19 protein-coding genes are annotated in these 23,652 nt (G+C 63.3%); 10 read left to right on the forward strand and 9 right to left on the reverse strand.

All coding sequences use genetic code 11. The features are described from left to right. Positions 1 to 92 precede the first annotated feature (92 nt). The gene (locus tag AC1RR3_RS32295) at positions 93 to 296 is read left to right on the forward strand and encodes a hypothetical protein (RefSeq protein WP_492828279.1); all 204 of its coding nucleotides are present in this window, start codon (positions 93 to 95) and stop codon (positions 294 to 296) included. Positions 297 to 401: 105 nt separating this feature from the next. Here the strand turns inward: AC1RR3_RS32295 and AC1RR3_RS32300 are convergent, their stop codons facing one another. Beyond that, on the reverse strand, positions 402 to 1,283 hold the full coding sequence (locus tag AC1RR3_RS32300) for a LysR family transcriptional regulator (protein WP_492828281.1): 882 nt from the start codon (positions 1,281 to 1,283) through the stop codon (positions 402 to 404). A 152-nt stretch (positions 1,284 to 1,435) separates the two neighbouring features. Here AC1RR3_RS32300 and AC1RR3_RS32305 point away from each other — a divergent pair, with 152 nt between their 5' ends. Beyond that, entirely contained in the window at positions 1,436 to 2,089 is a 654-nt protein-coding gene (locus tag AC1RR3_RS32305; RefSeq protein WP_492828283.1) for a hydrolase, read from the forward strand. 114 nt (positions 2,090 to 2,203) lie between these two features. On the opposite strand, the gene AC1RR3_RS32310 is transcribed toward AC1RR3_RS32305, so the two are convergent. Continuing rightward, complete coding sequence (locus tag AC1RR3_RS32310; protein WP_492828285.1) at positions 2,204 to 2,701, reverse strand: peptide deformylase; 498 nt, start codon at positions 2,699 to 2,701, stop codon at positions 2,204 to 2,206. Between the two features lie 76 nt (positions 2,702 to 2,777). Here AC1RR3_RS32310 and AC1RR3_RS32315 point away from each other — a divergent pair, with 76 nt between their 5' ends. The 7 genes from AC1RR3_RS32315 to AC1RR3_RS32345 all read left to right on the forward strand — a co-directional run bounded on the left by AC1RR3_RS32315 (position 2,778) and on the right by AC1RR3_RS32345 (position 11,990). Beyond that, positions 2,778 to 3,362 (forward strand): TetR/AcrR family transcriptional regulator, encoded by a 585-nt coding sequence (locus tag AC1RR3_RS32315; RefSeq protein WP_492828287.1) that lies wholly within the window; start codon positions 2,778 to 2,780, stop codon positions 3,360 to 3,362. Positions 3,363 to 3,464: 102 nt separating this feature from the next. After that, entirely contained in the window at positions 3,465 to 4,052 is a 588-nt protein-coding gene (locus tag AC1RR3_RS32320; protein WP_492828289.1) for a DUF308 domain-containing protein, read from the forward strand. Between the two features lie 222 nt (positions 4,053 to 4,274). Further along, entirely contained in the window at positions 4,275 to 7,592 is a 3,318-nt protein-coding gene (locus AC1RR3_RS32325; RefSeq protein WP_492828291.1) for a DEAD/DEAH box helicase, read from the forward strand. 119 nt (positions 7,593 to 7,711) lie between these two features. Beyond that, positions 7,712 to 9,136 (forward strand): amidase, encoded by a 1,425-nt coding sequence (locus tag AC1RR3_RS32330; RefSeq protein WP_492828293.1) that lies wholly within the window; start codon positions 7,712 to 7,714, stop codon positions 9,134 to 9,136. A gap of 113 nt (positions 9,137 to 9,249) precedes the next feature. Continuing rightward, a complete protein-coding gene (locus AC1RR3_RS32335; protein WP_492828295.1) occupies positions 9,250 to 10,266 on the forward strand; it encodes an alpha/beta hydrolase in 1,017 nt (338 codons plus the stop codon). A gap of 75 nt (positions 10,267 to 10,341) precedes the next feature. Beyond that, complete coding sequence (locus AC1RR3_RS32340; RefSeq protein WP_492828296.1) at positions 10,342 to 10,677, forward strand: hypothetical protein; 336 nt, start codon at positions 10,342 to 10,344, stop codon at positions 10,675 to 10,677. A 92-nt stretch (positions 10,678 to 10,769) separates the two neighbouring features. Continuing rightward, a complete protein-coding gene (locus tag AC1RR3_RS32345; protein ID WP_492828298.1) occupies positions 10,770 to 11,990 on the forward strand; it encodes an MFS transporter in 1,221 nt (406 codons plus the stop codon). 6 nt (positions 11,991 to 11,996) lie between these two features. Here the strand turns inward: AC1RR3_RS32345 and AC1RR3_RS32350 are convergent, their stop codons facing one another. The 7 genes from AC1RR3_RS32350 to AC1RR3_RS32380 all read right to left on the reverse strand — a co-directional run bounded on the left by AC1RR3_RS32350 (position 11,997) and on the right by AC1RR3_RS32380 (position 21,039). Further along, positions 11,997 to 12,875, reverse strand: coding sequence for a bifunctional helix-turn-helix transcriptional regulator/GNAT family N-acetyltransferase (locus tag AC1RR3_RS32350; RefSeq protein ID WP_492828300.1), 879 nt, complete (start codon positions 12,873 to 12,875; stop codon positions 11,997 to 11,999). 276 nt (positions 12,876 to 13,151) lie between these two features. After that, entirely contained in the window at positions 13,152 to 14,018 is an 867-nt protein-coding gene (locus AC1RR3_RS32355; protein ID WP_492828302.1) for a Csu type fimbrial protein, read from the reverse strand. 109 nt (positions 14,019 to 14,127) lie between these two features. Further along, positions 14,128 to 16,491, reverse strand: a complete 2,364-nt coding sequence (locus tag AC1RR3_RS32360) for a fimbria/pilus outer membrane usher protein (RefSeq protein WP_492828304.1) — start codon at positions 16,489 to 16,491, stop codon at positions 14,128 to 14,130. Positions 16,492 to 16,575: 84 nt separating this feature from the next. Next, complete coding sequence (locus tag AC1RR3_RS32365) at positions 16,576 to 17,292, reverse strand: fimbrial biogenesis chaperone (RefSeq protein ID WP_492828306.1); 717 nt, start codon at positions 17,290 to 17,292, stop codon at positions 16,576 to 16,578. Positions 17,293 to 17,301: 9 nt separating this feature from the next. Further along, complete coding sequence (locus AC1RR3_RS32370) at positions 17,302 to 17,793, reverse strand: Csu type fimbrial protein (RefSeq protein ID WP_492828528.1); 492 nt, start codon at positions 17,791 to 17,793, stop codon at positions 17,302 to 17,304. Between the two features lie 392 nt (positions 17,794 to 18,185). After that, a complete protein-coding gene (locus tag AC1RR3_RS32375) occupies positions 18,186 to 19,859 on the reverse strand; it encodes a methyl-accepting chemotaxis protein (RefSeq protein WP_492828308.1) in 1,674 nt (557 codons plus the stop codon). A gap of 235 nt (positions 19,860 to 20,094) precedes the next feature. Further along, positions 20,095 to 21,039, reverse strand: coding sequence for an alpha/beta hydrolase (locus AC1RR3_RS32380; protein WP_492828310.1), 945 nt, complete (start codon positions 21,037 to 21,039; stop codon positions 20,095 to 20,097). A 716-nt stretch (positions 21,040 to 21,755) separates the two neighbouring features. Here AC1RR3_RS32380 and AC1RR3_RS32385 point away from each other — a divergent pair. Then, positions 21,756 to 23,489, forward strand: coding sequence for a tetratricopeptide repeat protein (locus AC1RR3_RS32385; RefSeq protein WP_492828312.1), 1,734 nt, complete (start codon positions 21,756 to 21,758; stop codon positions 23,487 to 23,489). Positions 23,490 to 23,652: the final 163 nt, after the last annotated feature.

Here is a 23,652-nt window from a genome sequence, read left to right on the forward strand (position 1 = left end):
CGCAGCGGTAGGTCAATCATTCGACGGGGGCAATTCAGGAATTGATGCACACGGTCGGTGTGCTGGACCCGGTTGACAAGCGGACCCCACGGGTGGCCACCGAGATTGGCAAGCGGATCAAGGCGATGCCACCCCATCGCATCTTCACGCCCGATATCGAGGTGCTGGGCAGAGCAGCGTTGCTGTCGGGAATCCTTTGCCGGCTCCAAGGCTACGGAAACGACCTTAAATTCCGGGCGCTCTGGGATAGCGTGCTGTTTCTCCAGGCCCGAAAAAGCTCGGTCTCGTGGTGCTGACGACGAACATTGGCGACTATGACATTCTGCTTCAAATGGTGCCCGCCGGTCGGGCACTGTTCTATCGCCGTGTCTAGGCCGCTAATTCACCCGCCAGCGAGGAGCTCACGCAGGTTGCGGAGCCGGTTCGCAATACTCGATCAGTAGTTCGGTGAGCGCGCGTATCTTCCGAGCGGGATGCTGGCCCGGCGGGCGGATCACATAGGCACCCGCCGGCGGTGGGGGATAATTTGTCATGATCGGCACAAGCGCTCCGGATTCTATATATTCATAGGTGAGGCGGTCGGGGAGATAGGCAATCCCGAGTCCCGCTGCTGCGGCGGCGAGTAAAGCCGTGCCGTTGTCGGCCTTGAAGCGCCCCTGCGGATGAACTGTGATGATCTTGTCGCCGTCCGTCAGCTGCCACGCTTCGGTGCCCTGCATGAGGGCCTCATGGGCCACGAGTTCCTCTGGCGTCTCAGGCGACCCGTGCGCGTTGATGTAGTCCGGGCTCGCGACAAGCTTCCCGTGGATCGGTCCGATGCGTCTTGCGATCAAGTTGGAGTCCTGGAGATAGCCGATCCGTATCGCACAATCATAACCATCCGTGATGAGATCGACGAAGCGATCGCTGTAGCAGGTGTGAATCTGGAGCTGGGGGTGGCGTCGGGCCATTTCCGCCAGGATTGGAGCGAAGTGAGTCGGGCCGAAAGAAAGCGGCACTGCAACCCGCAAGCGGCCACGAAGGTCACCGGCAGGTAGGATCGCTTCCCTGGCCATGTCGATCTCGGCGCGGACCCTAGCTGCATAGTCTCGGAAAGTAATCCCGGCTTCCGTGAGAGCAGCCCCGCGGGTCGTTCGTGCAAGGAGCTGAACGCCGAGTTCCGCTTCAAGCCGGAACAGCCTGCGACTGACGATCGACTTGGAGACACCGAGCCGGAGGGCAGCGGACGAAATCCCGCCGGCGTCAGCAACTTCGACGAATGTCCGGATCTCTTCGATATCCAATTCAACGTTCCTCATTCTGCGACACAGTGTGTCGCAGTAAGATGCTACCGCATCGCATTTGGGAACGCCAATGTCCGTCCGAGGCAACGTCGTCGCAGGCGTATGTCTCCGAAAAACCAGTGCCGCTCACAACGGCAATAAAGGATGTAACAATGACTTTCCGTAACGGCCTTGCTTCGCTTCTTCGTCCTGAAGATTCGGTACTCGTCCTGATTGACCACCAACCGTACCAGCTCGCGAACGTGAACAGCCACGAGCCGCAGATGGTGATCAACAATACGACTGGCCTGGCAAAGGCCGCCAAGGCCTTCGGCGTCCCCACGATCCTGACCACCGTGATCGCTGAGCGAGGCGGTCTCCTCTTTCCTCAGATCACGGATGTTTTCCCTGGCCGGGAGGTGATCGACCGGACGTTCATCAACACCTGGCAGGACCGCAAGGTGGTGGACGCGGTCAAGGCAACGGGCCGCAAGCAGCTGATCATCGCTGGCCTGTGGACCGAAATCTGCGTTGCGATGCCGACGATTCAGGCCCTTGGCGAAGGCTGGGATGTTACGGTGATCACCGATGCCTCGGGCGCCGTTTCGGTCGAGGCCCACGAGGTCGCAATCAAACGCATGATCGCGGCGGGCGCGAACATGATGACCTGGCTGGCGCTTGCGGCCGAATGGCAGCGCGACTGGGCCAGGACCGAGCAGGCTGCCGCGCTGACGGAGGTGATCACGCAGCATGCCGGCGGGAGCGGCATCGCGTTCCTCTGGGAGCAGCAGCTGCTCAATACGCCTGTCCCCAGCAAGGCAAGATGATCTGAGCGGGGGACCGAGGTTTCAAGTGGCGCCAGCGGCTGCGCGAAAGCGCACGCCGTTGGCGCAATTTATCATCTCTCCCGCCGCTGGTGGATTGCGCTTCGCCAATCCACCCTACGTGCGCGCCATCTTCTCGAACTTCTTCACCAGCCGATCCCGCTTCAGCCGCGACAGCCGCTGGATCCAGAACATGCCGTCGAGCTGGTCGATCTCGTGCTGGTGACAGACGGCGCGCAACGCTTCCGACTCTTCGGTCTGCACGGTGCCGTCGAGATCCCGATAGCTGATCCGCACGCGGGCGTGGCGCTGCACCTCGTCGTTGACGCCGGGCATCGAGACGCTGCCCTCGCGGTGCATGATCATCTCGGGTGAGGCCCATGTGATCTCCGGATTGACATAGGTCCGCGGGCCGTCCTTCGGATCGAGCTCGAGCACGACGACGCGCAGGGGCACGCCGATATGCGGCGCGGTGATGCCGATGCCGGGCGCGGCGCGCATCGTCTCGAGCAGGTCCGCTGCAAGCGCGCGCAAGCCGTCATCGAAGGCGGTGACGGGGCCCGCGGGGATCGCGAGGCGGCGGTCGGGGTAACGGACGATCGGACGGATGGCCATGCAGCCTCCTACCACTCACGGATGGTTGAAGCATCCCGTTCTTGACGCTCTACCAACTAGAAGGTAGCCAACGTCCATGACTAACGTTTCCTCTACCGCCGACGACATCCTGGCCTGCGCCCGCAGTCTGATCATCGCGGGCGGCTACAACGGCTTCAGTTACGCCGACGTCGCCGAAGTCGTCGGCATCCGCAAGCCGAGCATCCACCACCATTTCGCGAGCAAGGTCGATCTGGTCCGCACCCTCGTGTCGCGTTACCGCGCGGAAGCCGAGGCGGGACTAGCGGCGCTTGAGCGCAATATCCCCGATCCGCGCGACCAGCTCAAAAGCTATGTCGGATATTGGGAGGCATGCATCTCGGACGCGACGGCGCCTTTCTGCGTCTGTGCGCTGCTGGCCAGCGAGCTTCCGATCCTGCCGGAGGAGGTGGCGCTCGAGGTCCGCGCGCATTTCCGGTCGCTTGCTTCGTGGCTGAATTCGGTGATGGAGCGCGGCAAGCGGAAAGGGCGGCTCAAATTCTCCTGCACGGCCCGGGTCGAGGCTGAAGGTTTCATGGCGACGGTTCACGGTGCGATGCTGTCGGCGCGCGCCTATGGCGATCCCAAAATGTTCGCTGTGATCACCACCCCGCTGCTGGAGCGGCTGTCAACCAAGCACTGAGACACACCGGTGAGACGACAACGACACGCCCGCAGGCAGACTGGGGGCGAGGGCGATTTGCTGCGCGTAAAACGACCAACTAGTAGGTATGGAGAGACGACAATGGTGCATGGTCAACTGGATCTCGTTCGGGCCGATCGCGAGCGATGGCTGAAGCAATACTACTTCATCCGGGCGGCGTTCTCCGTCGCCTGGGTCGCTGCCGCCTTTGCTGTCGGGCCGTCGTCGGGAATCGCCAGTGCCTTGCTCGTCCTCTATCCCGCTTGGGACGCGGCGGCGAATGTCGTGGACGCGCTCCGCAGCGGCGGCTTGAAACAGAATCGCACGCAGGCGCTCAACGTCGTCGTCAGCCTGGCGACCACTGTCGCCGTCCTCATCGCCTTGCAGATGGGCATGAACCCAGTGCTCGCCGTGTTCGGGGCCTGGGCGATCGTGGCCGGATTGCTCCAGCTCGGGACGGCGATCCGGCGCTGGAGGAGTTTTGGTGCGCAATGGGCCATGGTGCTCAGCGGTGGCCAGTCGGCGCTGGCCGGCGGCTTCTTCATCTTTCAGGCCTCGACGCCCGCGGTGCCGTCGATCGCGACCGTCACAGGCTATGCGGCGGTCGGCGCGCTCTACTTCCTGGTCTCGGCTATCTGGCTCGCCGTCAGCGAATGGCGTCAGCGCGCCAGGCGGGCTCGGTTGGGGTGATAGTATCATGTCCCGGCCTCGCGTCGTACGATGAAGATGACGGGGCCGGGATGCCGTCATTGCGAGCGCAGCGAAGCAATCCAGACTTGGCGTAGTGAAGCGCTCGTTGCGGTCGTGTCGCGCCCCGGGGATTTTACGCGACGACGCAAATTTCGCGACTACAATGCCCGTTCGAGACGGCTATGCTACAATCCAGACAAGCCAGTCGCGGAATCGCTGCAAGTGCTCTCGGACGTTCTCAAGCGCAAGGAAATCTATAGTTACTTCAGCCGATCGGCGATGGAGAAGGCGCATGTCTATCAGGCGCAGGGCCGGGTCTCGGCAGTGGATGTCAGTGACGACCTCACGCGCGTCACGTCCCGGGTGCGAGGCAGCGCGGCCAAGGATTACCGCGTCGACATCCAGTTGGAATTCGACCACGGCAGGCTCATCGACATGGAGAGCGATTGCAGCTGTCCGATGGCCCTTAACTGCAAGCATGTCGCGGCGACCCTGCTGGAAGCACTGAGCGACAAGGAGCCGTCGGAGTTGGCCCCCGTGCCATCTCCGCAGGCAGCCAAGCCCGCCAAGGTGCAAGCCCTATCGGCTCCGCCGGTTTTGGCTGTCGAGGTCAATAGCTGGATCGACACTGTTGGTCGCGCGGCGCGGGGCAGCGATTATGCCGCGGACGAGAGTCCGCGATTGCTCTATTGCCTGGGCCCGTCGGATCACCCAATGCCTTTTGCCGAGGTGTCCCTGCGATCGGTTCAGCTGCGCAAGAGTGGAGCGTATGCCGACAACTACAGCAGTCCGAGTCTGTACGAATTCAAGCCGGAACGGGCGCCCAAATACTTCCGTGATGTCGACGTCGACATCGTGACGGAGGTGAACGGCCGCATCCGCAGCCACTACGAGCAAGGGCCGTATTCGGAAGAGCTGCTGCACCGGATTGTCGCGACAGGCCGCGCATTCTGGCTCGACCACAAGCGGGCGCCGCTGAGCTGGGGCGAAGCGCGCGAGGGCCGGATCGAATGGCGCCCGGGGCGCAGGGGCATGGCACCGAACCTCGTCGTGTCGGGGGGGATCGCGTTGAATGCCGAACCGCCGGTCTATGTCGACGAAGCCAGCGGTGTGATCGGACCCGTGCAACTAGGCCTGCCGCCTCGGCTCGCCTGCCAGTTTCTGGCGGCACCCTCCATTCCCCGCGCGCAGCTCGAAGAGGTGTCGCGCCGCCTGAGCCAGAGGCTGCCCGAGCTTCACCACGGCCTGCTGCCGGTGCCGCCGGCGGCTGCGGTGCTCGTCGACGAGGATCCGCGTCCCGTGCTGCGGCTGAAGCTGGGGCATGTCGCAAGCTATTCTTACTATCAGACCAAGAGCGAACGTCCCGGTCCCGCCGGTGTGGCCAGCCTCGGTTTCCGCTACGGCGGGTTCGACATCGATCCGAGCCAGCGCGCGAGCCGGCTGGAGCTGTTCCAGGGCGGGCAGGTCTATGCGATCGCACGCCGCCTGGCGAGGGAGAAGCAGGCACGCAAGCGCCTTGCCGAGGTCGGTCTCGCCAATGCAAGGTCGGCGTTTCCGATGCTCGACTACCGCCATGTGACCGATCTGACGCTGAGCGACCAGCGCGGCTGGTTTGATTTTCTCGCGCTGCACGCCGATCAACTGCGGTCTGATGGTTTCGAGATCCTGATCGACGACGATTTTCCGTTTCGTTTGGCGGAGTCGTCAGGCGATTTCGACGCGACGCTGGAGTCCAGCGGCATCGACTGGTTCGAATTGGCGCTCGGCATCGAGATCGACGGTGAGCGGCGCGATCTCGCACCGCTCCTGGCCGCATTGGTTTCGACGCCTGGATTTTCCCCCGAAGGGCTGACGGCACTCGCAGACAAGGGCGAACGTTTCCTTCTGCCGTTGGCCGACGGTCGGCACGTCGCGCTGGCTGCCGCTCGCTTCCTGCCGCTCGTGCTGGCGCTGCATGGCCTGCACATGAGCGGGGCTTTCGATGACGCCACCAGGAAGATCAGACTGTCGCGTGCGGACGTCGTTCCGTTGCTCGATGTCGAGAACGAGAGCTTCGCCTTTCGAGGCGCCGATAGTCTTCGCCGCCTCGCAGGCCTGCTTCAGGCGAGAGGGCTGACCGCACCGGAACTGCCGCCCACCTTTGGCAGCACGCTTCGGCCCTATCAGGCGCAGGGCGTGGCATGGCTTGATCTGCTCCGCGAGAGCATGTTGGGTGGGATTCTCGCCGACGACATGGGGCTGGGCAAGACCGTCCAGATCTTGGCTTTGATCGCGCTGGAGAAAGCGCGAGGTCACCTCGCCAATCCTGTGCTGGTCGTCGCGCCGACCAGCCTGATGACGAATTGGTCCGCCGAGGCGCAGAAATTCGCGCCGGAGCTGAAGGTCCTCGTGCTGCACGGAGCGGATCGCAGGCACAAATTTCCTGCCATTGCAGAGCACGATCTGATCCTCACCACCTATCCGCTGATCGCAAGGGACCGCGAGGTTTTGCTGTCGCGGGAGTGGCATATGGCCGTCCTGGACGAGGCGCAGACGGTCAAGAACCCCGATGCCGCCACCACGCGATGGCTGCGCGAGACGAAGGCGCAGCATCGCTTCTGTCTCACGGGCACGCCGATGGAAAATCATCTCGGCGAACTCTGGTCGATCATGAGCTTCGTCAACCCGGGCTATCTCGGTGACAAGGCGGCCTTTTCGCGCCAGTGGCGCACGCCGATCGAAAAGCGCGCCGACAAGGTGCGGACCGCGGCGTTGGCGCGGCGCGTCAAGCCCTTCTTGTTGCGACGTACCAAGACGGAGGTGGCGACCGAGCTGCCTGCCAAGAGCGAAATGGTGGAGACCATCGCGCTGGATGGGCCGCAGCGCGATCTCTACGATTCAATAAGGCTCACGATGTCGCGCAAGGTTCGCGAGGCCATCGCAAAAAGCGGCCTTGCCAAGAGCCACATCGTGGTGCTCGAGGCCCTGCTCCGGATGCGGCAGGCCTGTTGCGATCCGGCGTTGCTGAAATTGAATGACGGCGTCGAACGGCCGTCGGCCAAGCTCGATCGCCTGGTCGACATGGTGGAGGAACTGCGCAGCGAGGGGCGCAAGATCATCGTCTTCTCGCAATTCACCTCCATGCTCGATCTGATCCGGAAGCGCCTCGACGCGGGAGGCTTGCGATACAGCCTTCTCACCGGTCAAACCAGGGACCGAAAGACGGCGATTGAAGCCTTCCAGGACGGCCCGGCCGAAATCTTCCTGATCAGCCTGAAGGCCGGCGGGGTCGGCCTCAACCTGACCGCCGCCGATACCGTCATCATTTTCGATCCCTGGTGGAATCCGGCAGTCGAGGAACAGGCGATCGATCGGGCGTATCGGATCGGGCAGGACAAAGCGGTCTTCGTTTACAGATTGGTGGCTGCCGGGACGATTGAGGAAAAAATGGACGAGCTCAAAGCCAGAAAGCGGGCGCTCGCCGACGGCCTGTTCGATCGTGACGGCGGGATCGCGTCGGCCCTCACGGAGGACGATGTGAACGCGCTGTTCGATGTGTAGCCGGGCGCAGGGTGGCAGGCGCCGTGAGGGCGGTGCATGGGGTTGTTTCGACATTTGCAGGTGGGGTGATCGAGAGTTGGTTTATGACGTGAGGCTTCTCCAATGCCAAAGTGCACGCCATGTCTGATGATCTGAACTGGCTTTCCGCTCGTGAGTTGGGCCGCCGCTTCGCCAGCGGCGAGCTGTCGCCGGTCGATGTGCTGGACGCAACCTTGGCGCGGCTGAATGCGGTCGATCCCGTCCTGAACGCGGTGTGCCTGTTGGACGAGCCGCTGGGGCGGCGTCTGGCGGCAGAATCCGCGGAGCGCTGGCGTCGCGGAACGCCGCTCGGGCCGCTCGACGGCGTGCCCGTCGCGATCAAGGATACCGCGCAGGTCACGGGATGGCCGATGCGCATCGGCTCCCACGCCACTGCGACCGCGCCCAGCACGCAGGATACGCCCGGTGTGGCCCGGCTGCGCGAGGCCGGGGCCGTGTTCTTCTGCAAGACGACGACCCCTGAATTCGGTTGGAAGGGCATCACGCATGGCCCGCTGACCGGCATCACCCGCAATCCCTGGGATATTTCCCGCACGCCCGGCGGCTCCAGCGGCGGCTCGGCTGCCTTGGTGGCGGCCGGAGTGGTTGCTCTTGCCACCGGAGGTGACGGCGGCGGCTCCATTCGCATCCCGGCGGCGTTCAGCGGCGTGTTCGGATTGAAGCCGAGCTACGGCGTGGTGCCGAACCTCCCCGGCATCATGGGGACGCTCGCGGTCTACGGCGGCCTGTCGCGCGATGTCGCCGACAGCGCGCTGTTGTTGAACGCGCTCACGCGCCCTGACACGCGTGACTCCTTTGCCATTCCCTATCGCCGCATCGATTATCTCGATGGCCTCGATCGCGGCGTCGCGGGCCTGCGGATCGCATGGTCGCCCGATCTCGGCTTTCCGGTCGCCGACCCCGCCGTGGTGGCCGGCATGCGGCCGGCGCTCGACGCGCTGGTGGAGGCAGGCGCCGACGTGCAGAATGTTGCTCTCGATCTGTCCGGCGCGCAGCATGCGCTGGAGGTGATCTGGGGCGCCTCGCATGCTGCGCTGGTGCGTGATTTCACCGGCGCGCAACGGGCGGCGCTCGATCCGGGCCTGCTGAGCTTGATCATCGCGGCCCAGGATATGTCCGCGAGCGAATTGCAGGCCGCCCATGTCGAGATGCGCGCGCTGAGCCAGCAGATGCAGGCGTTTCACGGGGATTACGATCTGCTGCTGACGCCGACCGTTCCCATCACCGCTTTCGCGGCCGGCATCGACACGCCCGACGCGGCGCGCTTCCCGCAATGGTTCGACTGGACGCCGCTGACATGGCCGTTCAATCTGACGCGCCAGCCTGCGGCCTCGGTGCCCTGCGGATTCGTCGAGGGGCTGCCGATCGGGCTGCAGATCGTGGGGCCGATGTTCGCCGAGGAGACTATCCTGCGCGCGAGCCGGTGCGTCGAGCAGGCCTGCGCCACCGCTGCGCGACCAAGCCTTGCCGACGGTGCCGCGCGGACGTCTCGCCAGGGTCGATGATCTCCGGTCGATCGGCGTCGCCTCGGCGTCAGCGCGAGGCGGGAATTGCCCCGCATCGGCGCATGCCCTAACAATGCTCCCAACAAGAAGCATTGATAGCGGAGGAAAACTTCATGCGCACGATCGTGATCGCACTGGCAACTGCCCTTGCAGCGGCAACGCCGGCTGCGGCCGACTATCTGGTGAAAGAAGTCGGCAGCTTCCACATTGGCGGGCACACCGAGACGCTGAACGGACTGCCGTCGAAGGAGATCGTGTTCTCGCCCGGCGCCCCGCCGATCAAGGTCGATCCGAACGGCGAGTTCGAGGTCGAGCAGATGTATGTCCAGTTCGTCAAGCAGGCTCAGCCGAAGTCGAAGCTGCCGCTGCTGCTCTGGCATGGCGGTGGCCTGTCCGGCGTGACGTGGGAGACGAAGCCCGACGGCAAGCCGGGCTGGCAGCAGTTCTTCCTCAATGCCGGCTACGACGTCTACGTCTCCGATGCGGTCGAGCGCGGCCGCGCCTCCTGGGCACGCTACCCTGAAATCTTTAAGAGCGAGCCGTTCTTCCGGCCCAAGAAGGAGGCGTGGGAGCTGTTCCGGATCGGGCCTGCTTACGAGGTCGGCGGCAAGCGCGAGGCGTTCGAGGGCGAGCAATTCCCGATCGAGGCGTTCGACCAGTTCGCCAAGCAGGGCATTCCGCGCTGGGCGACGAATGATGCCGCCACGCAAAAAGCCTATGACGCGCTGGTGCAGAAGGTTTGCCCGTGCATCATCGTGGTGCACAGCCAGGGCGGCAATTTCGGCTTCACCGCCGCGCTCAATGCGCCCGACAAGGTGAAGGCGCTGATCACCGTCGAGCCATCAGGCGCGCCCGATCCCGCCAAGGCAGACGCCGCAAAGCTCAAGGGCGTGCCGCATCTGATCGTGTGGGGCGATTTCCTCGACAAGGTCCCGGTGTGGTCGAAGCTCGTGGTCAACCCGACCAAATGGGGGCAGGCGGTTGCGGCCGCCGGCGGCAAGGTCGACACGTTCGAGCTGCCGAAGATGGGGATCAGGGGCAACACCCACATGATGATGATGGACCGCAACTCCGACGACATCGCAAAGTTGATCAGCGACTGGATCGGGAAGCAGGGACTGGCGAATTGAGCCGGGTTCGGGCTCGGCCCACTCCCTTTGCGATGCTGCGGCGACATGTGAGCTGACCCATGGAGGAGCGTCAGGATGTTCGATCTCGACTGGTCTCCGACCGAAAAGAAGATCGCACGCAAGGCCTTCGATGCCGCGTTGGAACGGGCGTTGGCCAAGGCGATGGCCGAATTCAAGACAAAGGCGAACGCAGCGTCCACGCCTGCACAGATGTGGGAGCTCGAGGATTATCTTCGGCGGCAGCGGCGGGAGATCGATGAGACGTTCGACTATCGCTATTCGCAGCTCCCTCTCGTCTTCGCGCGCCTCATCAGAATGGGTCATCTGAACGAGGATATGCTCGGCGGACTATCGGAAGAGAAGCGGGGCATCATCAACTCTCTCCTGGGCATGGGGCAGGGCAGCGAGTGAGTTCCATCGGGCCGGAAAATAGGTTGGAGGGGCTGTCGGTTTCCTTCGTTCCCGTTCGTCTTCCACCCAGACAGACCTGACGGGAGACCACAATGAACGCTTCCCCCTATCGCTGGGTGATCGTCGCCGCCGGCGGCCTGCTCGGCTGCGTCGCGATCGGCGGCATGTTTTCGCTGCCGGTGTTCTTGCAGCCGATCGCAAAGGACACCGGCTGGTCGGTGACCGGCATCTCCAGCGCGATGACCATCGGTTTTCTCGCGATGGCCTTCACCAGCATGGCCTGGGGCACGGCGACGGACAGGTTCGGGCCGCGGCCGGTGGTGCTGACGGGCTCGATCGTGCTGGCGCTCAGCCTGTTCGCGGCCAGTCATGCGACCTCGCTGATCGTATTCCAGTTCGTGTTCGGCCTGCTCACCGGCGCCTCCTGCGCCGCGATCTTCGCGCCGATGATGGCGACGGTCACAGGCTGGTTCGACACCCATCGCAGCCTCGCGGTGTCACTGGTGTCGGCCGGCATGGGCATCGCCCCGATGACGATGGCGCCGCTCGCGGCCTGGCTCGTCTCCGGCCACGACTGGCGGACCTCGATGCAGATTATCGCGCTCGTGGTCGGCGCCATCATGATTCCCGTCTCGCTTCTGGTGCGCCGTCCGCCCGCGCTCGCAAACGCAGCGGCCGCACCAACGGGCGAGGACACTGGACACAACGAGATGTCGATGGGCGAGGCGCTGCGCTCGCCGCAATTCCTCATCCTGCTCGCGACCAATTTCTTCTGCTGCGCCACCCATTCCGGCCCGATCATCCACACCGTCAGCTACGCCGTGAGCTGCGGCATCCCGCTGGTCGCGGCGGTGACGATCTACAGCATCGAGGGTTTTGCCGGCCTCGGCGGGCGCATCGCCTTCGGCCTGATGGGCGACCGTTTCGGCGCCAAGCGCGTGCTGGTCTCGGGCCTGCTGCTCCAGGCGTTCGGCGCGCTCGCTTATGTCTTCGCGCATCAGCTTGCTACGTTCTATGCGGTCGGCGCCGTATTCGGCTTCATCTACGCCGGCACCATGCCGCTCTATGCCGTGCTGATCCGCGAGAACTTTCCGCTGCGGATGATGGGCACCGTGATCGGTGGCACCGCGATGGCCGGCAGCCTCGGCATGGCGACGGGCCCGCTCGCCGGCGGCCTGATCTATGATGCGTTCTCCAGCTACGCCTGGCTCTACATCGCCTCCTGGGCGATGGGCCTAGGTGCGTTCCTGATGGCGATGAATTTCCGGCCGTTCGCCAAGCCGCAAGGCGAGGCGGCGGCCGCGACGGCGTGAGGAGGTCTAAGACTGGATGCGTTTCTCGAAGAACAAATCCGGATAGGGATCGTCATTGAAACGCGGGATCTCGCTCCATCCCGTGGCGCGGTAGAGCCGGCCGGCCTCGGGCAGCGCGCTGTTGGTGTCGAGCCGCAGCAGGGAGATGCCGAGCTCGCGCGCCGCGGCCTCGGCCGCGTCCATCAGGCGACGGCCGAGGCGCAGACCGCGCGCGGCGGGGGCGACCCAGAGGCGCTTGATCTCGGCATAACCGTAATCGGTTCCCTTCAGCCCGACGCAGCCGATCGGCAGCGTATCCGACATCGCGACGATGAAGGTGCCGCGCGGGCGGCGCATGTCCTTGGCATCCGGATCTCTCGAAAGAGAAACGTCAAAGCCCTGTTTGAAGCGGCGGCCGAGCTCGGCATAGTACTCGCCGAGGCAGTAGCGGACCTCCTCGGATCGCGGATCCATCTCCTCCAGCGCAACGCGCTCGCGCGCCAATGCGGAAGCGACCATGTCCATCGCCGCCAGCAGCGCGTCGCGCTGCGAATGATGTGCAAGGAAGCTTTCGGCCTGCGTGTTCGACAGCGCTTCATAGGCCGCGAACTCGCGTCGGCCCGCAGGGGTCAGCCTTGCCACGCGGCGGCGCGCATCGTCTTCATGCGCGCTGGTCTCGATCACGCCTTCGTCCTCGAGGCTGCGCAGCAGCCGGCTCATCAGCCCGGAATCGAGGCCGAGATAGTCGCGGATCTCCGCGACATCCGTGCGCCCGTGCCCGATCGCGTTGAGCACGCGCGCCGCGCCGAGCGGCCGCCCCCGCCCGAGGAACGAGGTGTCGAGCGCGCCGACGGCGGAGGTGACGGCACGATTGAAGCGGCGGACGCGGGAGATAGGATCGAGCATGATATCTGACTTTAGTCAGATAATATCGTCAAGTCAATCTAGGCGGTCGGACCTCACTTCACCAGCGTCAGCAGCGGCTTGGTCGAAGCGACCGGTCTCGGCGATGATTTTCCGGTGGTGCAGCAGACGGTGAGCCGCTTGCGCGACAATCTGCTGCGCGCGCCGCTCTCCGATCAGACGGGGAGGGGCTGAGCAAAACGCGCGCGGCTCACGCTGCACCTTGCGGCCGCCTCCCTGGAGAGGCGAAACCCCAGGCGGGCCCACGGTGGGCCCCAATCAGAATGTCAGGGTGATCACGACCGTGTCGGTGTATGTCGCCGGCGGAGGCGTCGATTGTGGAGCGACCCGTCCATATACGGTGAACGATTGTGCGGAGCCCGTTCCGGTGCTGCCGACGGACGCGCCATACCAGCCAGAGGAACGCGCCGCATCGGTAAAGAGTCCATATGTCACGGCGTACGAGCCACTCACCGCCTTTCGGTTGGTCGCGCTCGTGCCGCCATTCTGGCCGCCGTCGAGCGATATCGTATAGCTCGTGCCCGAGCTGCACGTTGCCGAGATCGTGGCGGTTTGATCCACGTTGCTGGTGAGCAGGCTGACCGATCCGAAATTCAGCATTGCGCCCGTGGCTGTGCACTGGGCCTGGTTGGTCGCAGAGATCGTCACGTTACGGGCCGATGCCTGTATGAACCCGCTGCAGGACGTCGCGCTGAACACGTCGAGCGCCAGCGAGAGAAACGTCGAATAGCTGCCGGGCGACACCGCGGCCTGGCCCGAGAGAACGCGATAGTAGAGCGTGAAGGTCGTGCTGCCGGCGCCGCTGGAGTTGAGGGGGATGGTGATGGCGATGGGAGTCGTGAGTGTAAAGGGAGAGCTGTAGCCTGCGTCCAGGTAGACATTGTAGTCCAAATTCTGGGATCCGTTGACCATGTGATAAGGTCCGGAATTTCCGCCGCCACCATTGTTGGATCCCTGGTTGTAGAGGCAGATATAGGTCGTTCCGTTGGCGGTGCCGCCGGAGCAACTGATGGTCGTCGTGGAGAAAGTGTCGTAGTTCTGATTTGTGCTCGTCGCGATCGATCCGAAGGCGATCGCCGCCGGTGAAAAGCTGCAGGACACCGCCGCGCTGGCGGATTGGGTCATGCATGTCAGCGCCAAAAGGCTCGCGCAAACGACCACGAGCGACGACGCAAGGCTGCGCAATCCCGCTTGCGGGTATCGATTCCATCTCATGGCAAACGTGCTCCCGCTCTCAAAGGCAACGAACCGGCCCGATTTTCTGCATCTGTCTTGCCGGATCGACTGTGATCGTCGCACTGCAATCGCCCGTGCCGAGCTGAAGTCTCGCCGTGGCTTGCTGAGCGAGCTCGGGAAGAAATGCCTCGCCGTCATATCCGACCACGAAGCGTTGGGCACCGGCGAAGCCTTCGGTGCCCGGAGGAATGGTCTTGCCGGCCTTATCGACGAAACGAACGATCACGGATCGGGCGGCGACGTCGACGCCGAAATCGGCCACGGTGCCTGCACCACCAAGTGGCGTGACATTGGCCTTTGTTCTTCGAATGGAGGCGGTCACGGGCAGGTTGGTTTCGTCGATGCTGATCTTGTTGGCGCCGTAAGATCTCAATCCGGTGACCAGCAATTCGCCATCCGAGCCCGTCGCGCCGGCGGGACGATTCTCGACCAGAACGGGGATGTTCGGTGCGCCGGTCTTGACGATGGTGAAGCCGTCGTCGATCCGCGGGCCGAAATGGACGTTGCTGTCGGACATCAGCACCATCGAACCGCTGGCTTGCGCCAGCGCGCTGTTGTTGCCGTTTGATTGGGTGACTTGCGCGCCGATCTGTCCGTAGGTCGTTCGATAGCTCGCACCGGCGCTCCTGAGCGGATTGCCGCCTTCGGAGTCCGCGATGTTCCAGCCGAAGCTGCCGGGCTCGAGCTCCATGGCTTTCGATGCCTGCGTCGTGATACGCGTCGCGCCGCCGGCGGATTGCGCTGATGTGGACAGGCTGATGTCCTTGCCGATCGGGAATGACAGGCCGGCCACGATGCTCTTGCTCTTCGTCGTACCGAAGTCCCGCAGCGCGGTCGCGAAGAACGTGCCATTGAGAGGAACCTGTGCGCTGTACGAGATGGCGGCAATACGAGAACGTCGATAGTCCGCGTCGACGTAGTTCGTGAAGGATACATTCAGCGAAGAGGCGACGCGGCTGAGCGGGATGCCGACGGACAGGCGATCGATCGCCGCTGGAGGCAAGACCGAGCCGAAATTGAAATACCCGCTCGCGCCGAACGATGGACGTGCGACTCCGTACCGATTGAGGAATTCGCCGTTTCCTCCCAGCTGGGACGGAGCCGTGACCGCCGCGAGGTCGCGATAGGCGCCGAGCGTGCGTTGCGCGTCGACATTGAAGTTGAGGCCCCAGACCTGCATCTGATACGAGCCATAGAGCAATGCTCCGCGGTTGGCGTCCTGCGTGCTTGCAGCTGCGGCCACGCTGAGCACACCAAACGAGCCCGTTCGCAAGTCGAACCCGCCGCCCAGATTGACCAGGGACCTGGTGGTCTCGGCGTGTCCCTCGAGCGTCAGCCAGTCGGTGACGCCGAGCCGTCCGCTGGCGGACGCCGCGGCGTGGTCGTCATAGTCGAACGACGACGCACCGTAGTTGAGGCGCGCGGCTCCGACCTCGACCGAATAGTCGTACAATCCACCTCGAAGCAGCTTGGTGGAGACGAAATAGGGTACTTCCTGCTGGGTTTGCTGCCCCGACGAGTCACGCAGCACGATGCGTGTCGTGCCAGCGCCGGTCATGGCGGGAATATTGTTCAGCTGAAACGGCCCCGCCGGAACCTGCTGGGCGTAGGTCTGGACGCCGTTGACATAGACGTTCAATGCCGATGGGACCGCGGCGGTCCCCGACGCGGTCGGCAGTGGCAACGTGACCAGGTCCGGACGGAGTCCGAAATCCTTCTCGACCTGAAGGCCGCCCAGGCGAACCGAGCGTGTCCAGGCAAGACCACCCGAGACCAAATCGCCGGCATTGTAAACCCGCTCGCGGTCGGGCCCGATATAAGTCAGGGTCGAGTCGAGGCGAACCCCTGAGAGCTCCGAGGAAAGCAGCGTGTTGCCGACGATTCCGGTCTGACGAAATGTTCCGTAGGGGCCGAACAGTCTCGCCTCGAGTGTCGCTGAGGCGCCATTGAAAGCCAATGTGCTGCTGCCGGCATTGCTCGATGAGGCGGCATAGACATCGTAGTTCAGAACGGCACCGAGGCCGGGTCTCGGCGTTTCATCCGGCATGATGCTGCCGCGAAGCGGGCTCAGATCGTATTCACTGGTCGCCAATGCGGACGAAGTGGCCGTCAGCGTGATCGTCTGCCGCCGCTCGTCCAGCACGTAGGTGACGCCCGGCAGCGCGTCGAGCAGGACGAAGCTATCGTCCGCCGTCCGCGGCGCTCGCAGGCCGATCTCTCTCAATTCGCGCAAACTTGCTCCGATGGTTCCGTTGGTGCCGCGCATGAAATGCCCGATCATCAGCCGCGATTCGCCGTTGAGGGTGACATCGAGGAGCAGGCTCGTCTGCTCGGGGGCCGCGCCGGCGAAATCGGGAAGCAACGCCTCCGCGACCAGGCAGACTGCAAATATGATCCGTCTGGAATGTCCTCGCATTGAGAATCGATGCCTGCATCATTCGGTCAGTCACGGCCTCCAGGAGGCGCTCGTCTGGATGGGACCTCGGTCGGTACGCCCCTCGACCGATGCAGGCCCGGCGGTCATCGTGGAGAGCTTCCAGGAAAAGGACGACCTGCCCAGCACGTAGCCGACGAGGCCGCTTCTCGCGTAGTGCACAACTCCACCGGTGCCCTTGATGACGAGTGCGGTGACCTTCTGATGGACATCGCCGCGGTTGATGCCTGTTGCGAACGAAACGGCGCCGGTCCGCGCCAGCTCGAAGGCAAGCGGCTCGACCACCGCCGCGGGCGACCGAAAGAAGACGGGGATCGATTGCCGGATCACGAAGTTGACGTTGGCTGACGGCGACCGGGCCGACGTTGGCAGCTCGTCCACCAGCAGCCTGTAGGCCTCCTCGCCAACCACGGGCTGCCGGCTGGTCCGGACCACCCGGATCACCTGCTCCGTGCCGGGCTGGATCTCGACGATTGGAGGGCTGACGGCCACGTCCTCGGACGGGTCCAGCTGATCCCGGCCATCGCGCTGGGTCCAGCGCAGCGCGCGAATCTGGACATGGACCGGCGCTGCTCCGGCATTGGTCACGGTGAGGCTGTTCGCGGCGCTGCCGACCGTGACGATATCGAGCGTGTTGGGGGTCACCGCGATCGAGCCGGCACGGGCAAGATCGCAAAGAGCGATGCATGCGGTTGCGGCCAGCGCAAATGCGAGAGTGAGGTGTTTCATCGCACAGCCTCAGAATGTCACGGTGATGAGTACGGTGTCGGTATAGCTCCCGGCACTGCCCGTCGTCTGTGACGGAACGCGGCCGTATACGATAAGCGACTGGGCACTGCCGTTCCCGGTGCCGGTGACGGTGTCGGTGCTGATCGTATTGCCCCAGTTCGTCGTTCGCCCTGAGTTGCTGTAGAGCGTGTAGTTGACATACTCGTTGTTGGAGGCGCCTCCGAGCATCTTCCGAGCAGTAACCGACGACCCGTTGGCGCCCTGGTTCAGGCCGACATTGTAGGCCGTCGAATTGGTGCAGGTGACGCTGATCGTCGCGGTCTGGTCGATGTTTGCAGCGAGCACGGTCTGCGATCCGAAGTTCAGCGTCGTCCCGGTGACGGTGCATCCCGCAGTGATCGTGATGCTCACCGTGAGGTTCGCGGTCGCGGTTCCTGCCTGGCAGGATGCGGACAGGCCGAGGACGGAGACCAGCGAACAGAGCGGGCCGATCAATAACATTCCACGCATGTCGCGCTCCATCCGATCGACCTTACTGGTCGCGCTAGTCGTTTGATCCCAACCGGTCATGGATGGTTTCGATCGCGCGTGGTTAATCGCATCCTAATAAAACGTAACAGCCGCCGCTGCGGTTACCGTAACATCGGCAGTCGCTATGCGAGCATGTGTCGAAGAGCGAGAACGAAGGCGAAGCGATGTCGGAGACGAAGATGCGCAAGCAGGCTGCTGGCCATTGACAACGATTGTCGGGCAGGCCGCGCCAAGGGAATTGAAGGCACGTTCGCAGACGACGCCCGGGACATGAGGTCCCGGCTCCCATACGCAAGGGGGGAGCGTCTTCCGCTCCCCCCTTGAATGCTTCCCGAATTCTCAACGAGATGTCGACCGGGCCATCAGGCGGCAGCCATCGCTGCTGCCTCTGCCGCCGCGCGTTGCATGCTGGTCGACATCTCGTTGGTCACGGTACTCTGTTCCTCGACCGCTGCTGCGGTCGACGTGACGTAGTGACTGACGTCGTTGATCGCCTGCTTGATGGCACCCAGCGCGCCGACGACGTCGCCGGATATGGTGTTGAGGCTGCCGATTTCCCGGCCGATCTTGTCGGTAGCCTGCTTCGCCTGATTGGCGAGGCTCTTGACCTCCGATGCGACGACGGCAAAGCCTCTGCCGGCTTCGCCCGCTCTTGCGGACTCGATGGTCGCGTTCAGTGCGAGCAGGTTGATCTGGCCGGTGATTGAATTGATCATCTCCACGATGCCGCTCATCGAGTCGGCAGCGTCAGTCAGGCGCTGCGCCTGCGCGTCTGCGCAGGAAACGCTCTCGACGGCGCCGAGTGCGGTATTCCTCGATTTCACCATCGCTTCGGATATCTCCCGAACCGACGCGTTGAGCTCTTCCGCGCCGGCCGCTACGGATTCCATCATGGCACGAACACGCTCGTTGCCGAGACGAATCAGGACCTGCCGCGTGACGTCGGTCGCGTATTTCACGACCTTGAACGGCTTTCCGTTCAGATCGAAGATCGGATTGTAGGAGGCCTGGATGAACACCTCCCTGCCATTCTTGCCGATCCGCTTGTATTCTGCGGTCTGATATTGACCTTGATTGAGGCTGGTCCAGAACTCCCGATAGTCAGGGCAATTGCGTTCGGCCTGGGCGACGAACATGCTGTGGTGCCGGCCGGCGATCTCGTCGAGCGAATAGCCCATCGCTCTCAGGAAATTCTCGTTCGCGGTGATGACGGTGCCGTCCATGTTGAACTCGATCACGGCCTGCGACTTGCAGATTGCGTCGATCTGACCGGAAAGATCGGCATTCTTCAGTTTCTGCTGGGTGATGTCGGTCGCGAATTTGGCGACGCCGAATGGCTTGCCCGCTTCGTTGCGCAGCGGATTGTAGGAGGCGAGAATCCACACCTCCTTGCCTCCCTTGCCGATCCGCTTGTACTCGGCGATTTGATGCTGTCCGCGATTGAGGTTCTCCCAGAATTCGCGATAGGCCGCGCTGTTGCGCTCGGTCGCCTCGACGAACATGCCGTGATGCTGCCCCTGAATCTCGGCGAGCGAGTAGCCCGTGACGTCCAGGAAATTCTGGTTGGCCGTCACGATCGTGCCGTCGAGCTTGAACTCGATGACCGCTTGCGCCTGCTCGACGGCGGCGATCTTGGAAGCATCCGTCATGCTTCGGATTTTCTCCTTCGTCGTGACGTTCGCGAACGTGACGATCCTGGTGGGCTTTGACGCGGCATCGAGAACGGGATTGTAGGAAGCTTCGATCCAGACGTCGTCACCGCTCCTGGATATCCGCAGGAACTCGCCCGATATGAACTCGCCCCGGTGTAGTGCTTCCCAGAAAGCACGGTACGCGGCGCTGTCGCGCTGGTCCGCCGCCACGAGCAGGGAATGGTGCCGGCCCTGGATCTCTTCCAGCCGGTAGCCAAACGCATCCAGGAAGTTCTGGTTGGCCGTTATGATCGTTCCGTCGACCTTGAACTCGATCACGGCTTGCGAGCGGTTGATGGCGGCGAGCTGCGCCACGGCATCGTTGTTGGGTCTACGGCCGAACATCTGGTTTTCCTCAATCAATGCTGATGTCAATTGGTCAATTCCGGCAACGTGGTGTCCCCCGAGCTGAAGCCAAAACGGCCTCGCGAACACGCGCGATCATCGTCGTCGTTCGCGCGAGACTGTTGCATCTCGGCCGTCGACAGCAGTTCCGGACCGAAACATGTCCGGCATTATCCGTTACACCGCGGATTTCGCGCTGCCCGATAATCAAATCTTAGGAAAATCGCTGGTGACGCTACGTGAGGCTCTGCACCCATTCCCGGAGGATCGAGACATAAAGCTCTGGTTCTTCCTCGTGAAGAGCATGCGCCTTGTCGGGCAGGGGCTTGTAGTCGAAGCGCTGTCCGGCCGTCTCGATGAGCGTGCGCGCATATTGGACCTGATGATCGGTCGTGGCGCCCTGCACGATGCCGGTGATGGGCGCGATGCCGTGGAAATGATGTGAGAACAGCATGGGCACCTTCACCGATCGCAGCATTCGCTCCTGGCTGCAGCTGGCTGTTGCCGTGCCGGTGAGGAAGGCGCGTGCTCCCTCCGGATCGAACTCTTTAAGGTTTTGCGGGGGCTCGTCCGACGCCGGGATCCAGGGCTTCATCCAGTCCGGGACCACGGAAGGAGCCCGCTCCAGCAGGCCCTTCCAGTCGCCGACAGACCATTGATCGCCGAGATAGGTGGTGAACAGGTCGAAGAGATAGCCGACGGCCGATTGGCGGATACCGGCGCCGCAGGCCGGAACGAGTTCCGAGCTGAAGAGCGGTGCGTCTTCCAGATAGACTGCCCGGATCAGTCCGGGTGGTGCATAAGCCGCGAGCCAGGCCGCCATCAAGCCGCCAGCCGAATTGCCGGCCACAATGGTTCGGCGTCCAACGGCCTGCTCGACGAACCGCACGAGATCGTTACCCCAATTGTCCAGGGTATAGCGGCCCGGGGTCCGGCTCGATCGGCCCTGACCGCGCACGTCGACCGCGTAGACCTGGAAATCTCGTTCGAGCAGCTTGATGGCGGATTCGTAGCCCCACCACGATTCGACCAGGCCGGGAATCAGCACGAGGGCCGGCGCCGACTTCGGTCCGGTCACGACAAAGTTCAGCACGACCTCGCCGAGATCGACCGTCGACTCCGGATAGGCATGCGAGACAAACGTCCGGTCGGGATGATCGGGGCCATAGCGAAAGCGCATTGTGATTGTCCTTGTGCTCGAACGGAGTGAATCCGCGCGGTTCGATGAACGGCGAGGTGATTGAACTGGGTGAGGATGGAAAGGATTGGAATGCCTGTGCCGGCGCCTCGCTGACAACGTGCTGTCAGCAGCCGCAAATCCGGCCCTCCGTTACCTGGCCGGCTGCGCTGCCGAAATTCGATCTGCCGCAGGCTTGCAGACCCCCCGATTCAGAAGCGAAGCCAGGCAGTTCGCCGATCGTTCGCGGCCATGTAACCGTTAAGCGATGGCGTGTTGCGGTAGGGACCTGCATCCGGGCCGCGCTGCGCGCGATAGCTTGCGGGTAATGTTGCGGTAACAGCCGCCGCTGTTACCCGTCGATGCTGCTATGAAGCGCCGGTCGACTCGGCTTCACGATGGTTCCTTCGTGATTGACGAGCCGTGGAGGGCAGCGTTGCTGTCCCGAGGATGTCGATCCTTGAAAGGACAATGGTCCCGCAACGGAACTTTTTGCCGCAGGATCATCGCGAATGAAACGTGCTGCGGGCGGCGATCTTCTGTCCGCGACTTGGATTCATTCCAGTTGAAAGGGCTGGTCGATGTACACCTTTTCGTGCATTGCCCAGCCGAGTCTGTAATTTGTGATTCGCAAGCGATATTTGACGTAGCAGGGATACGGTAAGGGCCCGCATCAAGAGGACCGTCCGGAGGAGGAATGCATTTCTGGAGGGTTTTTGGTGCTCGATACCACGATGGACGACCCCGCACGGGTTTTGGCGGCGCTGAACGGATTGTTGGATGATCCAGCCTTTCAAGCGTCGGCACGCAACAGGCGGTTTCTGCGCTTCGTGGTCGAAGAGACGCTGGCGGGTCGCAGCGAGCGCATCAAGTCATACACGATCGCGGTCGATGTGTTCGGACGTCCGGCGGATTTTGACGGGGCGATCGATCCCATCGTCAGGATCGAGGCCGGTCGCTTGCGGACGGCCTTGTCGAACTATTACAACAATGTTTCGTCCAATTCGCACATCAGGTTCTCCCTGCCAAAAGGCGGTTACATTCCCGAGTTCACATTGACCGGCGCAGCTGCATCAAACCAGGACGAGCCGCTCGCGGCCAGTGAGTCCGTCCGTCCGCAGTCGACGGCGCCGGTGCGACGGGAAACGCGCGCCGTCGACGCGGAGAGCCTCGGACGAGCGGTGTGGCGGCCGTCGTTTCTCAGACGCCTGGTCGCGCGCTTGTCTCGTCCGTTCGGTCGGTCGGCGACGATGCAGGCGCCGATTCTGTTCGTCGATCCGGTCGAAGCGCTGACGGATGATGCGTCGACGACGCTGCTGGCCCGCACACTCAGCCAGTCGCTGGTGACGGCGCTCGGGCAGTATGACAGCATTGCTGTGTCGCGAAAGCCGATCGAAGGAAGGCACGTGGTCGACCGCGTGCTCGAGGCAAGCCCAAATCGCGCGGTCTATCGTTTATCCTGCGAGGTGCAGATCGAGCGCGATACCGTGTATCTGTGGTGGTCGCTGAGCGACAAGCGTACGCTGGAGGTCTACCGCAGCGGCAGCGAGGAGGGGCCCTGGCGGCAGTTGTCGGGGAAGATGATCGAGGGGGAGATCGCGGAGAAGGTCGCGGCCGTCGTCGCGCAGCGCAACGGCATCATCAACTCGTTCGTCGCCCGCTCGTTCGCGGACCCGCCGCCTGCGGGCTATCCCGCAGTGCTGCGCGCGCAGCAATACACGATGACGCTCGATCCGAAGACCTTTGCCGGCGTGCGGAAGGCTCTCGAGCGAACAGTCGGTGAAAATCCCGACTATGCCGAGGCTTGGGCGTATCTCGCCTATGTCTATACGGACGAGATCCGGCACAACTACGATACCACCCGTTCTCGCGAGCAATTGGTCGCCCTTGCCAGGGAGGCGGCGGGCAATGCCTTGCGGCTCGCGCCCTATTCGGCGCTGACCTATATGGGAATAATGGTCGTCGAGTTCGTGGCTGGAAACCACCACGCCTTCGAGGACGCCGCGCAACGCGCGCTCGAGATCAGCCCGTCGGATCCAAAGATGCTCATTCTTGCGGGTAACCGCTTGTGGTTGAGCGGAAGCCGGGAGCAGGGGCGTGCCGTGATCGAGCGCGGTATCGGCATTTCGCGCCCGCCGGCGCCCCTCGACGCGCTGGTGCTGGCCATGGACGATTACGTGAATGGCGAATACGGCAAGGCGCTCGAACTTTTGAAGCGAATGCCGGATCATATCTATCCGGTCCCGATGCTGGCCGCGGCTTGCTATGGCCAGCTCGGCGAGCTTGCCTTGGCGCAGTCGCAACTTGCTCGTTTGCTGGAGGTCCGTCCGCACTTCTCCGTGAAGACGCGCGCAAGGCTTGAGGATATGGGCTTTGACCGTGAGGTGGCCGATCTCATCGTCGAAGGACTGAACAAGGCCGGGCTTTCAATTGCGGCGAGATCCGCTGCCTGAAAATGGCAGCCGCTCCTGGGCCGCCTGCGCGACAATCTGCTGCGCGCAACGAAAGCCGATGATTAGCGCATCGCCACATCGGCCGTCGGCGGCCGCTTTGGCTGCTCATTAATTTTGGAGCGATGAGAGGCTGGCATTGGGCCGGGAATTCGAGCAGAACTTT

Source organism: Bradyrhizobium sp. GW821-FHT13H05 (assembly GCF_058804065.1).